This is a genomic window from Acidovorax sp. LjRoot66, assembly GCF_964253305.1.
Taxonomy (GTDB): domain Bacteria; phylum Pseudomonadota; class Gammaproteobacteria; order Burkholderiales; family Burkholderiaceae_C; genus Acidovorax.
Window position 1 is genome coordinate 2,529,504 of record NZ_CAXUQU020000001.1, and the last position, 12,229, is coordinate 2,541,732.

The window sequence follows — 12,229 nt, forward strand, 5'->3', positions numbered from 1 at the left end:
TGATTAGGTCTTGTTCATTCCGATTTGAATATCGTTGAAGGGTTCGCCATGGAACTGCGCCACCTGCGGTACTTCGTTGTCCTGGCAGAGGAACTGCACTTCGGCCGGGCCGCCCGGCGCCTTGCCATCTCCCAGCCGCCGCTGAGCGTGGCCATACGCCAGTTGGAGGAGTCGGTGGGCGCGCAGCTGTTCGAGCGCAGCAGCAAGGCGGTGCGCCTCACGTCGGCGGGCCAGGCGCTGCAGGCCTCGGCGCTGAGCCTTTTGCAGGCGGCCCAGGAGGCTGCCACCGAGGCGCGCCAGGTGGCACAGGGGTCTGCGGGCCGGCTGCGCATCGGCTTTGTCGGCTCCATGCTTTACCGTGGCCTGCCGCAGGCGCTGGTGCGCTTCCAGGCCGCCCACCCTGCCGTGCGGGTCACGCTGACCGAGCTCAATTCGGCCGAGCAGATGGCCGAGTTGCTGCATGACCGGCTGGACATCGGCTTTGCCCACACACACCGCGTACCCGCCGAACTCGACTGCCGGTTGCTGGTGTCCGAGCCCTTCGTGGCATGCCTGCCTGCGGGCCATCCCCTGGCCAGAAAGCGCCGGCTGGCGGTGGCCAGCCTGCAGGGCCAGTCCTTCGTGCTGTTCTCCCGCAATGCCTCACCCGACTACCACGCGCGCATCCTGTCGATCTGCGCCGATGCAGGCTTCTACCCCGAAGTGCGACTGGAGGTACGGCACTGGCTGGCCGTGGTCTCGCTGGTCTCGCAGGGCATGGGGGTGGCGCTGGTGCCCGATGCCATGCGGCATTGCGCGTTGCCGGGCGCCGTGTTCCGCCCGCTCGAAGACTCGGGCAAGCAGTCCGAAGCCTACGGGGTCTGGCATGCGGCAACGCGCAACGTGCTGGTGGTGCAATTGCTCGATGAGCTGGAGCGCTTCGTGGGCACGCGCCAGGCGCCCTGATGCAGTTTGCGTCCTACGGATTTGCATTCAATCGTATAGCTAGGCGGGAAGCCGCAGACAGTGCTATAGCACGGCAAGGCGAGCCAACGACGTTAGACGGTTGAAGGCAAATCCGTATCAGGGGTCGACGGCGGCGGACAGGTCCGCCACATGCACCACCAACTCCCGCACACGGCGCATCGCCGGGTACTGGTGGAGCACGGACTCCCACTGGGGGGACTCCAGCAGCCGCTGCCAGACCGGTTCGAGATCCCGCGCATCCGCCAGCCGGCCTTGGGCGCATGCACTGGCAAAGGCCAGGCTCTCGGGTGCGGACAGCAGTTGCATACGGCTGGCGGCGCTCAGCAGGTGCGGCGCGCCCTCGGCCAGTGCATCACAGCAGTACAGCACGGTGCCGAGCAGCTCGGCGTCGCCCGTGCCCAGGGCACCCAGCGCAGCGCCGCGCAGCAGCACCGGGCCCTGGTGCGTGCTGAAGGTGTATACAGCCTCCCGGTCCGCCTGGGCGAGCAGGCCCAGGCCGCGCAGCAGGCGCGGAAAATCCGTGGTGGCCGCGTCGATGGAGGCCTTGGCTTCGACCAGCAGGCGCACATCCCAGGCAGGCTCTGTCGCAGCGGCGGGCGCCGCCGCCTGCCGCAGCAGCACGGCATCCCATTCGCTCTTGGCGCGCTCTGCGCTGCCCGGTAGCGTGGACGGCACCCGCATCGACGTCACCACGCGCCATGCGCCTGTCCTTCCCCCGGCCGCACCTTCGGCTGCATTGAGCCGCTGCGCCAGCGTTTCGAGCGCCTGCGCGGCCAACGCCTCCACTGCTGCGCCGCGCTGCTGCGCGGCCTGGCCTTGCGCGACGGCGGCGGGGCTGCCCGAGCGGGGGCCATGCTGGTCGCGCAGGGCCTGGTATTGCTGCACCAGCGGGTTGGCGGCGAGCAGCGTGGCGTGCTGCATGCGGGCGAGCGCTGCACCGCTCAGCAGCCGTGCCAGGTCGCGCTGCAATCGTGCCTCGCCAGCCAGCTGCGGCATGGCGAGCAGCCGCCGGGCGGTGGCTGCAAGCGCATCCCACTGCGCCGAGGCCTGGGCTGCATGCAGCTGCGCCAGCGCCTCGCGTTGGGGGCCTGCGGTGCACTGCGGGAATTTGGCGGGATGCGCGACTGCGTTGACGATGCTGCGCAGCTCGCGCTCGTCCTTCTCGGCATGGGCTTGCAGTGCCATGGCCTCGCGCACCGGGGGCGCGTGGTGCGCAAGCACCATGGCCTGGTAGGCGGCATCGCCGCTGTCCGCGCGCATGGCATCCCCGATCAGGCGCGCCAGCGAGCCGGTGAACAGGTGCTGGGTGGCGGCGTCTGGCGGATGTGCATGCTGCGCAGCGCTGCCCGCCTGGTCGATGGCCATGGCCAGCGCGGTGGCGGGGCTGGTCTCCAGCCGTTGCGCGCAGGCTGCCGGTGTGGCCGGCAGGCGGTAGCGGCGCATGACCGTGCGCAACACCTGTTCGAGCAAGGGAGGGTGGGGCAGCAGGGGCACGAATCAGGCGCCGCCGTTGCCGCCCACCGGCGTGTCCGGGCCGGCACCCCGGTGGGTCTTGGTCCAGTCGTACGGCGTGCCGTCGGGCAGCAGCCGGGCCTCTACCGTGTTCACGCCAGGCCGGCCCACGCTCTCGGCCAGCTCCGTCGAGAGGCTCACATGGCGTTTGCCAGCCTTGCGCCGGGCCTCGCAGAACTGCAGGGCGGGCGCCAGCTCGTGGGCGCCAAACGCCTGCATGGCGGCCACTCCGGGCGCTTCTTGCCAATAAACGACGATGCTCATGCGGATCCGGGCCTTCTCTGGGTTGCGTGCGGGGTATCCCGCCGATCGTGCCAGAAAGCCGCACCGGATGCCCGGCCTGCGGCATCCGCCCCAATGTGCCACCGTCACTTGGCCAGCGCCAGCGTGCCCTTCATCAGGCTCGAATGCCCGGGGAAGGAGCAGAACCAGGCATAGGCCTCTCCCGCCTTGAGTTTGGCCACGTCAAAGGCCACCGCATCGGCTTCGCCGCCGCCAATGACCTTGGTGTGCGCGATCACGCGGGCATCCCCCGCCTTGACATAGGCCTTGTCCACGCCGGCAGCCATGCCATCGGCAGCCACGCCCTGAGCATCGGCGGCCTTGCTCAGCACCCAGTTGTGGCCCATGGCCGTCTTGGGCAGCTTGCCCACGTGCTTGAGCTTCACGGTGAACTGCTTGCAGCTGGCGGGAACGGCGATGCTGGACTTGTTGAACTGCATGGCGTCGTTGGCTTCGATCTCCACGTCGCAGGTCGCTGCCAGCGCGGGGCCGGCGAGCAGGGTGGTCAGCAGCATGGCTGTGGCATTTTTCATCTTGATCGTCATTTGTCATTTCTCCGTCGGTAAAAAGAAACTGCGTTCCCAGGAGCCCTTGGAGGGCAGGGGGGCAGGCTGCCTGTGAGTGGACCACCGATGGCCGACAGCGCTGTTGACCTGCATCAGAGGACACTGGTGCAACGGCACCACGCATCCATCCGGGCCAGGGGCGGGCCCGGTGGCCCTGCGCCAAGGCTTCGGCTAGCATTGCCCATGGCCGAGAAATCCGCACCGCTGTCCTTGCGCGCCGAGCGCCCTGGCCGCAGGCTGGGCACGTTGCTGATGGGGTCCAATGCCTTGTTCGCGGCACTGCTGTGCGGCCTGGTCATGTGGGTGCTGTCTTCGTCGCGGCAGAACCACGAAGAACGGGCCCGCACCACGGCGGAAAGCCTGGTGGCCGTCACCGGGGCCAACGTGGGGTCCGAACTGGGGCTCATCGATGCGGTGCTGAGGATGACGCTGGACGACCTTTTGCGCAGCGGGTTTGGTTCCGGTGCGGCGGACGAAGGCATTCAGCGGCTGCTCGATGAGCGGCGCAGCCTGCTCGAGGGCGCCGAGGGCTTTCGCCTGGCGGATGAGAAGGGGTCGGTGCGGTGGGGCAACCTGGAGGCCGGGGCGCCGGTGGCCGACATCTCGCACCGCGCCTTTTTCCAGCAGGCCCGGCAGGCCACTTCGGGTGATCCCATTGTCTCCAGGCCCGTGGTTTCGCAGATCTCGGGCAACTGGGTGATCGTCATCGCGCGCCCCCTGGCCGCGAACGGCCAGTTCGCAGGGGTCCTGTACGCAACCATCCGGGTGGACCACTTTGCGCAGCTGTTCCACCGCTACGAGCTGGGTGAGCGCGACGCCATCACGCTCAGGACACGGGATCTGCGTTTCGTGGCCTGGATGTCGCCTGGGAACGAGGTGCGTGTCGAGGTTGGGTCGACCCAGGTCTCCGATGAGCTGCGCGCGACCCTGGCGACCAACCCGGCCTCGGGTGTCTACACGGCGACCTCTGCGGCCGATGGGGTCGAGCGGACGGTTGCCTACCGGGAGGTGCAGGGCTGGCCATTCATCGTCTTTGCGGGGCTCAACAACCAGCATTTCTTCCAGCCCCTGGCCCAGGAGGCGCGCATGCTCTGTCTGCTGGCCGGCCTCATGTGGCTGCTGAGCTGCGCCGCCGCCTTCGTGGTCTACCGCCTGGGGCTGCGCGAGCTGGGCACCCTGCGCGCCCTGGAGGCGCAGAGCCGGCGCACGCAGATCCTGCTGCGCGTGGCCGGTGACGGCATCCACATCCTCGACCGCCAGGGGCACCTGGTCGAGATGAGCGATTCGTTCGCGCAGATGCACCGATCCTCCCGGGAGGGGCTGCAGGGCAGGCATGTTTCCAGCTGGGACGCCAACCAGAACGAGGCGGCCATCCGCGCCTGGCTGTCCAAGGTGCGTGACGGTGACCGCCAGCGCGTGGAGGTGCAGCACCGGCGGGCGGACGGCCAGGTCATCGACGTCGACCTGCACTGGCATGCGGTGGACATCGACGGGCAGTTGCTGATCTTCGGCTCCGCCCGCGACATCACCGACAGGCAGCGCCTGCTGCAAAGCCTGGAAGAATCCGGCGCGCGCATCCGCGACCTGTACGACCACGCACCCTGCGGGTATTTCTCGCTCGATGCCGAGGGCTGTGTCGTGCACATCAACGCCACCCTGCAGCAGTGGCTGGGCGGCACGCCCGTGGAGTCCCACACCCGCTTCAGCGATCTGCTGCAGGGGGCGAGCCGCCTGCGATTCCATGACCACTTCATCGTGCTGACCTTGCAGGAGCAGGCCCCGGAGATCGAGGTCGAGCTGGCGCCACCGGGCGCTGCGCGCCGCTTCGTGCGCATCAACGCCACGGCCGTGCGCGATGCCCAGGGCAATTTCCTGATGAGCCGCACCGTGGCGATCGACGTGACGGCGCAGCACCAGGCGCTGCAGCAGGTGCAGACCCTGCTGCACGACCAGTCGGCCATGCTCAACAGCGACCTTGTGGGCATGGTCAAGCTGCGTGACCGCACCATCACCTGGAAGAACGCCGCGATGGAACGCATGCTGGGCCATGCGCCCGGCGAGCTCGACGGTGCCCAGGTGCAGGACCTGTATGCCCATGGCCAGGACCACCGCAACGTGGAGAATGCCGCGGCGCTGCGGCTGGACCGGGGCCAGAACTTTCGCACCGATGTGCGCCTGCAGCACAAGAGCGGCGACGCCATCTGGGTGGACCTGAGTGGCGTGCGCCTGTCGGACCGCGAGACCTTCTGGATGGCGGTGGACATCTCTGCGGCCAAGCGGGCGCATGAGCAGATCACCCACGTGGCCTTCCACGACGCGCTCACGCAGTTGCCCAACCGCCTGCTGCTGCTGGACCGCTTGCGCCAGGCCCTGGCTGCGGCACAGCGGGCCGGCCATGGGGTCGCGGTCTGCTTTGCCGACCTGGACGGCTTCAAGGCCGTGAACGACCAATTGGGGCACGAGGCAGGCGACCAGCTCCTGGTCGAGCTGGCCGGGCGTGTGCGGGGCAGCATCCGTGCATCGGACACGGCGGCGCGCATCGGCGGCGATGAGTTCGTGCTGGTGCTCACGCCCGTGGCCGGGGACGAATGGCGCGCCGTGCTCGATCGACTGATGCAGGCCGCATGCCAGCCCGTGCAACTGCCGGGCTCACAGGCACCCGTGCAGGTGGGCATGAGCATCGGTGTCGCGCTGTCACGGGGCCGGCTGGACGCACAGGAGCTGCTGGCAGAGGCCGACGCCGCCATGCTGCAGGCCAAGCGTTCAGGCAAGCACCGCGTGCAGCTGGCGCAGGGACCGCAGGCGGCCAAGAGCACCATCTGAGCATGTCTTGTCCTGCGGAGCGCGGAGACCCCCAGCTTGGCCGGGGGATGGCAATTTCAATCCATGCGGGGCGCAACCGAGGTGTGGATCAGCTACACAATGATCACGCAGTTTCAATCCACGCGCCCACACGCCCACGTGAGGCGCCACCGTAGCCCGGGTCCCGCCACTTGGCATGGAAGTGGTCTCAATCCACGCGCCCATAGGCGGCGCGACGGCGTGGTTCTAACCCGCGGCCGCCTCGCTACAGAATCAACGGGGCATTGAGGTCCAGCACTGGTTTTGCTCCCACGTGCTCCACCTTGCTTTGCCACTGTTTGCCCAGGTAGTAAAAGCGCAGGCTGTCGGTGGCCGGGTCGATGATCTGCGTTAGCCGTGCTTTGAGTGCCACCCACTGAGCTGCGTCCACCTCGATTTCGAAGACGGAGAACTGTACTCGCTGGCCGCAGTCCAGGCAGGCCTTGGCGATATGCCGCAGGCGGCGGGCGCCGGCTTTGGTGTCTTGTGCTCCTACATCGTAGCTGACCAGCACCATCATGGTTGTGCCCTCACGTTGGGGTTCATTTCCAAAGGAAAGGTGGGTAGGCGTCCAGGTCGCCGCGCAGGTGGCGCGACAGCAACTGGGCCTGGATGAAGGGAAACAGGCCAATGGGCGCTTTCTCCTCCAGAAAGACATGGCGCAACTCTTCACGCTTGCGTTCCTGGTAGGCCGTCAGCACGGTCTTGCGCGACTCCTCGCGCAGCAGCACGGCGCCGTTGTCCATGGCCTGAAAATCACGCTCGCCGATCTGGCGCAGGTTGATCAGCGAAAGTGCCAGTCGATCTGCCAGCAGTGGGCGAAACTCCTCCAGCAGGTCCAGTGCCAAGCTGGGGCGGCCCGGTCGGTCCCGGTGCAAGAAGCCCACCGCAGGGTCCAGCCCCACGCTCTCCAGGGCCGAGCGGCAGTCGTGCGTGACCAGGGTGTACAGAAAGGAAAGCAGGGCATTCACCGCGTCGAGCGGGGGCCTGCGGCTGCGGCCTGTGAAACGAAGGGCCTGGCTGGGCACGCGGATGAGGTGGTCGAACACCCCGAAATACGACTGCGCCGCCTCGCCCTCGTAGCCACGCAGCATGTCCACCGAGGTTTCGTCCACCAGTTTGGCAGCGATGCGTTCGAGCCGCTGGTGTGCATGGGTCAAAGCCGCTTCATCGGCCGTGGCCAGTTTGCCGCTGTGGTCGCGCAGCGCCCGACCCAGCACCGCGCGTTGGTTGTGCAGCTTGCCCTGCAGCAGATTGCGCACAATGGCTGCGCAACGCACTGGGTCATCGCTGCAACGGTATTGCTGCCGGCGCAGCAGCACGTTGCCGGAAACAGGCCCTTCCACGCGCGCCAGGAATTTTCCGTTGGGCGTGAGAAAGCAGGTGGTGATGCCTTGCTCCGCACAGTAGCCCAGCAGTGGCGGCGACACCAGCACGCGGCCAAAGCACACTAGGCTTTCCAGCATGTGCACGGGCAGCCGGGCCCGGACTTCCTTGTCGACCTCCATGACGATGTTGGCGCCGTCCTTGTGCAGCCAGGCGCCTTCGGTAGTGACGTACAGGGTGTTCAGTTGCCGGCGCATTGCGTGGTCACCTGGCTTCGGTCGGTTTGCCTGGTCGTTGCCGGTGGTTCTACAGCGCTGCCGTACCCGGCGGCTGGGCGTCTTGGAGCTGCCTGGCCAGCCATGCATTCACGCTGGTGCTGCGGCCCAGCAGTTTGGGCTGGCACAGATCCAGTAGTGAGCACGCATCGCATAGCTTGGGGCTGTACTGTGCGCTGGGCGTGCTGCCGCTGACCAGCATGGCGCGGGTGGCTGCAATGGTCTCGCGGGTGAGCTGGCGCAGCGCTTGATTGAACACCACATCCGTGCGGCGCCGCGTCTCGCCATAGAAGAGTGCGCCGGCTGGGATGGCTTGCTCCAGCATGTCTTCCAGGCACAGTGCCTGTGCGCACAGCTGAACCTCGTCCGCGCGGTGTGCCTTGGGCCGACCCCGCTTGTACTCGACGGGAAAGGCCTGCTCGCCTTCTGACGCCTCATGAAATTCCACCACGTCGGCAATACCCGTGATGCCCAGGCCCGCATGGGCCAGGGGCATGGCCGTCACGGTGCGCACGCCGCGCCGGCGTTCACCCCGGGGCTTGTCCGCCCGCTCATGCAGAACGCGACCTTCAGCGGTATGCCGGCTCTCTTCCCACAGCTGCTCCACATGGATCAGCGCGCACTGGCGCGGGCAGTACAGGTAATGCTGCAGGGCGGACAGGGGGATGAACAGGTCTGTTTCGTCTTGCATCGCCCGGTCCTTGGGTGCCGTGACAACGTTGCTTGCCGTCGTTGCGTCAGATCAACTCGCGCATCGAAACGCCTGAAGGGATGGCATCGCGATTGATCTCCACGCGGTAGTCTGAAAAGTGGCGTGGTGCGCTGTCTGCTTCAGCCTTGGCCGGGAGCACCTGCACGGCATCGAAGAGCACATGCGCTGGCGCGTTGCCCATGGCGCTTTCATGCTCGAAAACGATCAGCTTGCGCGCAGCCATCTCGCCGCGCGCGGCAGACCTATCGTGCTCGAACATGTTGATGAGCGCGCGCCAGAACAGGTCCAGGTCTTCATTGGAGAAGCCCGTGCGTTCAGCCAGCTTGGCCGAGATGAAGCCATGTGCGCGGTACAGGCCGTAGGGGATGATGTGCTTGCGGCCCATGGTGCGGTTGTCTCCGCTCTGGGCTTCGGCCTCCTTCTCGGTGGTCACGGCCATTCGGGTGATGGAGATTTCCAGCGGCACCACGGGGTCGATGGACGTGGCAAATGCCAGCTGGATGGGGCCACGCACCTGCCCCGCATTCACACCTGTGGTCATTACGGCACCGAAGGTGCGTACATCGAAGAAGTTGCTGCACATCCATTCGGTGATCTCGCGTGACTTGCCTTCTTCCTTGGGCAGCTTTTTGTAGGCATCCTTGCTCTCTTGCTTGAGGCCTACGGCTTCCCAGGCCTTTTCGTGCTGTTGGTTGAGAATGGCTTTTTCTTGCATGTAGATGGCATAGCCTGGAGCGTCCTCCTTGTCCAGACTGACGAAATTGCGGATCTTGCGTTTGAGGCACACATCCGTTACCAGGCCACGGTTGGTCTCGGGGTCCAGCCGGGGCAGATTGCCTGCATCGGGGTCGCCATTCGGGTTGCCGTTGGTGATGTCGAAGAGAAAGACGAATTCATAGCGGTGGGCAATGGCGGTCATGCGTTGGCTCCCTCGGTGTTGTTGTCTGCGTTGGAATCGTTGTCGGTATCGCTGTTGTTGTCGTTGCCAGGCGCGCCGACGGCGTCACCCTTGGTGAAGCGGCTTTGTGACTGGTGGTAGTAGCCGATGGCAAAACGGCCCTGGTCTTCGATGCGCAGGCTGCGTGGAAACTGGTCGCTGAGGCCATCGACAATCTCGCGGATGTCTTTTTCCAGGTTCACCGCGATGCCTGGCTTTTCCCTGCGCAGCTTGCCCAGGTGGTTCTGGGTATTGCGCAGCAGCACCGGAAACACCGAGGCAGGAGTGGCTGACGCCGCGCCGTAGTACCGGTCACGGATGGTCGCGTTGACCTGCCCGCCCAGCGCGCTGCGCTGGGCAGCCTCCAGCACGGCGAACAGCCTGCCCAGCCGGTAGCCGGGGCTCGTGGATTGCTTGTCAAGACTCACGGGTACCTCCTCGTTTTGGATCTTGTGGATGCCCAGGCGCTGCTCCCGCGCCAGAATGCCCTTGCACAGCGCCGCGCGCAGGCCTGACAGGTTGCCGTCTGTGCGGATGCGCATGATGGTGTTGGCCAGCAGGCTACGCGGGTAGGGCCTGCCGCTCAGGATGGCCCGCATGAACTCGCCCACCAGGTTGTTGAAGGCGTCGTCCATCTTGGGCATGGCGCCTTCCCGGTTGGGCACGGTGGCCAGCGCCAGCCGGCGCGCCGCAGGTGCGGTCTTCCATGGCCGGGGCTCGATGCGCATGTCCTGCTCGTGTTCGGCCAGGCGTTGCGCCAGCTCCCCCAGCGTGCCTTGCTGCCAGAAGCGGATGGAGATGCGCGATGCGTTGGGCGCCAGCCCCAGCACGAACATGCGCGTGCCATCCTGGAGCTTCGGGTCGATCTCGCTCAGTGGGCGGCCCTTCGCCACCTTGTCCAGTGCAGTGCGCACCCGCTCTTCTTCTTGTGGGTCATCGACGCTCGGGTTCAGCATGCTGGCGAAAGTCCATTCCGCCTGTTCAGCTTCCTGTGCGTCCGCCGCCTCTGCCCAGAACACCACGCTGGCATCCCCAATCTGGATGCGCTGCCGGTTGTGCTCGCTGCGGCGCAGCAGGTGGTTGAGCACGGTGGTGTAGGCAAATGCCGCCTGTTCGGACACCGGCGCGTTCTCGCCCTGGCTTTTACCGTAAGAGCCAAAGGACTCCAGGTTGAACGACACGATGGAGGCACCCGAACTCTGCGCGCCGTTGACCCCCTTGATCGCGGGATGAAGGCGTGCGACGGGCATGTGCTCTCCGGTGACGAGGCAATTGGTAGCGCTTGTGGCCGCACCGCCTTCTTCCTCGTCTCCTTCGCCAGCCAGCAGGCGTGCGCGCACCGTCTGTGCCGCAGGGCGCTCATGCAGGTAGGTGGTTTCTCCGTCAAGGCGAAAGACCATGTTCGCATCCAGCATCTCTTCTTTGAAAGGGGCCGATGCAAAGCGCTCAGGCGTCCATGCAGCCAGAAATGCCAGCAGCGCTTTGAGCCCCGCATCATCCGTGCCCGCCAAGCTCTCCTGGTGCAGTCGCTTGAAAGCATCGTGCTCTTTCTCAGCGCGCTTGCTGGTGGCGCTGGCACCCAGCACGTAGCTGGTCTTGTCCCACAGAAAATTGGACTTGATGCCCACCGTGCGCTTCTCGGGCTGTGGCACGTTCATGGCGCGGGGCAGGGGCTTTTTGCCCGACGTATCACGAACGTCGTGCACGTCCATCACGCTGCCATCAGATGCCAGCAGGATGGCATAGCTGATCTTTTCAGGGCTGTAACCGAAGGGTGAAAGCCCTTCTTCGCCGCGTGCCAGTAGGCGCTGGTAGTAGGTGTTGAGTGCCTGCAGGATCATGCCTTGACCCTTTCGCTATGCCATGGTGGCACCTCGATCACCCCGTTCACCATCTGCGCCCGGAAGAAACGTGGCGTCATGTTCTGCTCGAAGTCGATGTCGTGCAACATCCAACCCAGGTCGCGCTCAGGCTGCAAGCTGTCGTGCTTCTCGGGAATAGGATCAGCCTCTTCCAGTAACCGAAAGTCCGCCGGAAATTCGCGCACGCCCATGCACGGCATCTGAAAGCACTGCCCCTTGCGCGCGCGGCGGTTGAAGATGTCCAGGTGCTTGCCCACTGAATCATCTGGCCCGGCCTTGGCCGTGAGGTCGAAATGGGCCTCGATCACATAGGCCACCTCGCGCAGGATGGTGGCCGCGCGCTGCTGCCGGTCTTCATCCACATAGTTCGCCAAGCCTGCTGTTGACCCTGCCTTCATCGCCTTGGTCACGCTGGCGGGCGATATCTTGCCGCCCACCTCGTTGCGTCGGATCGACTCGAAACGGATTGGCTTGAGCACATGGATACGGTCCACGGACCAGCGGATCGCCGGTTTCCAGTGGATGGCCTCCAGAATGCCGCGTGCGGCGGAGGGGGTGATGACGTCGTAACTCACCCGTTCAACTTTCATTTCTGGTCTGGTGAAGCAGGCGCGGTCGCCCCAGATCAAAACCCTTGTCCCAAACGCCATGGTCCCTCCTCATCTATTCTTTTTAGAAGATGCCCCCAGGGTCGACCTGGGGGCAATGGCCAGCAAGTCGCGCTGTCGACTGCCCTAGGTTTCAATCCACATCTGCATCAGTCGTCCCGCAATCCCAACGATCACCATGCAGATGACCAACCATGGCAGCAGAGGTGTTCGACGCCCACGAAAATGCAGTTCGAACTTGATGCGTAAATCCGAGCGTGTCTCTCTAGGTGACTGCATGGCGTGGTCTCCGTGTCTTGATTGCAATGCCAATCATCAACACATTCCTAGGGCAGTCCAGAA

General features: G+C 65.6%; 11 protein-coding genes. 2 read left to right on the top strand and 9 right to left on the bottom strand.

Annotated features, from left to right (window positions below; genetic code table 11):
- The first annotated feature begins 48 nt into the window (after positions 1-48).
- The gene (locus tag ACSQ3Y_RS11740; protein WP_057206454.1) at positions 49-945 is read left to right on the top strand and encodes a LysR family transcriptional regulator; all 897 of its coding nucleotides are present in this window, start codon (positions 49-51) and stop codon (positions 943-945) included.
- A 117-nt stretch (positions 946-1,062) separates the two neighbouring features.
- Here ACSQ3Y_RS11740 and ACSQ3Y_RS11745 read toward each other — a convergent pair whose 3' ends face one another.
- The 3 genes from ACSQ3Y_RS11745 to azu all read right to left on the bottom strand — a co-directional run bounded on the left by ACSQ3Y_RS11745 (position 1,063) and on the right by azu (position 3,305).
- Positions 1,063-2,460: a 3-deoxy-D-arabino-heptulosonate 7-phosphate synthase gene (locus tag ACSQ3Y_RS11745; protein ID WP_436177382.1), complete on the bottom strand. Its 1,398-nt coding sequence runs from the start codon at positions 2,458-2,460 to the stop codon at positions 1,063-1,065.
- Between the two features lie 3 nt (positions 2,461-2,463).
- A complete protein-coding gene (locus tag ACSQ3Y_RS11750) occupies positions 2,464-2,742 on the bottom strand; it encodes a hypothetical protein (RefSeq protein WP_179679308.1) in 279 nt (92 codons plus the stop codon).
- Between the two features lie 104 nt (positions 2,743-2,846).
- Entirely contained in the window at positions 2,847-3,305 is a 459-nt protein-coding gene (gene azu / locus ACSQ3Y_RS11755) for an azurin (RefSeq protein ID WP_436177383.1), read from the bottom strand.
- A gap of 204 nt (positions 3,306-3,509) precedes the next feature.
- Here azu and ACSQ3Y_RS11760 point away from each other — a divergent pair, with 204 nt between their 5' ends.
- Positions 3,510-6,149, top strand: coding sequence for a diguanylate cyclase domain-containing protein (locus ACSQ3Y_RS11760; protein ID WP_436177384.1), 2,640 nt, complete (start codon positions 3,510-3,512; stop codon positions 6,147-6,149).
- A gap of 244 nt (positions 6,150-6,393) precedes the next feature.
- Here ACSQ3Y_RS11760 and cas2 read toward each other — a convergent pair whose 3' ends face one another.
- From cas2 to cas5c, 6 genes are read right to left on the bottom strand one after another with little or no spacing between them, the layout of a single operon-like run.
- Positions 6,394-6,687, bottom strand: a complete 294-nt coding sequence (gene cas2 / locus ACSQ3Y_RS11765; RefSeq protein ID WP_436177385.1) for a CRISPR-associated endonuclease Cas2 — start codon at positions 6,685-6,687, stop codon at positions 6,394-6,396.
- 22 nt (positions 6,688-6,709) lie between these two features.
- Positions 6,710-7,750: a type I-C CRISPR-associated endonuclease Cas1c gene (gene cas1c / locus ACSQ3Y_RS11770; RefSeq protein WP_436177386.1), complete on the bottom strand. Its 1,041-nt coding sequence runs from the start codon at positions 7,748-7,750 to the stop codon at positions 6,710-6,712.
- Between the two features lie 49 nt (positions 7,751-7,799).
- Positions 7,800-8,459 carry a CRISPR-associated protein Cas4 gene (cas4, locus tag ACSQ3Y_RS11775; RefSeq protein WP_436177387.1) on the bottom strand — a complete coding sequence of 220 codons (660 nt, stop codon included), beginning with the start codon at positions 8,457-8,459 and terminating at the stop codon, positions 7,800-7,802.
- Between the two features lie 46 nt (positions 8,460-8,505).
- Complete coding sequence (gene cas7c, locus ACSQ3Y_RS11780; RefSeq protein ID WP_436177388.1) at positions 8,506-9,399, bottom strand: type I-C CRISPR-associated protein Cas7/Csd2; 894 nt, start codon at positions 9,397-9,399, stop codon at positions 8,506-8,508.
- Positions 9,396-11,258 carry a type I-C CRISPR-associated protein Cas8c/Csd1 gene (gene cas8c, locus ACSQ3Y_RS11785; RefSeq protein ID WP_436177389.1) on the bottom strand — a complete coding sequence of 621 codons (1,863 nt, stop codon included), beginning with the start codon at positions 11,256-11,258 and terminating at the stop codon, positions 9,396-9,398. The genes cas7c and cas8c overlap by 4 nt, the downstream gene beginning before the upstream one ends.
- A complete protein-coding gene (gene cas5c / locus ACSQ3Y_RS11790; protein WP_436177390.1) occupies positions 11,255-11,929 on the bottom strand; it encodes a type I-C CRISPR-associated protein Cas5c in 675 nt (224 codons plus the stop codon). The genes cas8c and cas5c overlap by 4 nt, the downstream gene beginning before the upstream one ends.
- Between the last annotated feature and the right edge of the window lie 300 nt (positions 11,930-12,229).

Excerpts from the sequence above, each read along its gene's own strand:
- cas7c (WP_436177388.1), bottom strand. The coding sequence starts at position 9,399 with ATGACCGCCATTGCCCACCGCTATGAATTCGTCTTTCTCTTCGACATC.
- cas8c (WP_436177389.1), bottom strand. The coding sequence starts at position 11,258 with ATGATCCTGCAGGCACTCAACACCTACTACCAGCGCCTACTGGCACGC.
- ACSQ3Y_RS11760 (WP_436177384.1), top strand. The coding sequence starts at position 3,510 with ATGGCCGAGAAATCCGCACCGCTGTCCTTGCGCGCCGAGCGCCCTGGC.
- ACSQ3Y_RS11740 (WP_057206454.1), top strand. The coding sequence starts at position 49 with ATGGAACTGCGCCACCTGCGGTACTTCGTTGTCCTGGCAGAGGAACTG.
- azu (WP_436177383.1), bottom strand. The coding sequence starts at position 3,305 with ATGACGATCAAGATGAAAAATGCCACAGCCATGCTGCTGACCACCCTG.
- cas2 (WP_436177385.1), bottom strand. The coding sequence starts at position 6,687 with ATGATGGTGCTGGTCAGCTACGATGTAGGAGCACAAGACACCAAAGCC.
- cas4 (WP_436177387.1), bottom strand. The coding sequence starts at position 8,459 with ATGCAAGACGAAACAGACCTGTTCATCCCCCTGTCCGCCCTGCAGCAT.
- ACSQ3Y_RS11750 (WP_179679308.1), bottom strand. The coding sequence starts at position 2,742 with ATGAGCATCGTCGTTTATTGGCAAGAAGCGCCCGGAGTGGCCGCCATG.
- cas1c (WP_436177386.1), bottom strand. The coding sequence starts at position 7,750 with ATGCGCCGGCAACTGAACACCCTGTACGTCACTACCGAAGGCGCCTGG.
- cas5c (WP_436177390.1), bottom strand. The coding sequence starts at position 11,929 with ATGGCGTTTGGGACAAGGGTTTTGATCTGGGGCGACCGCGCCTGCTTC.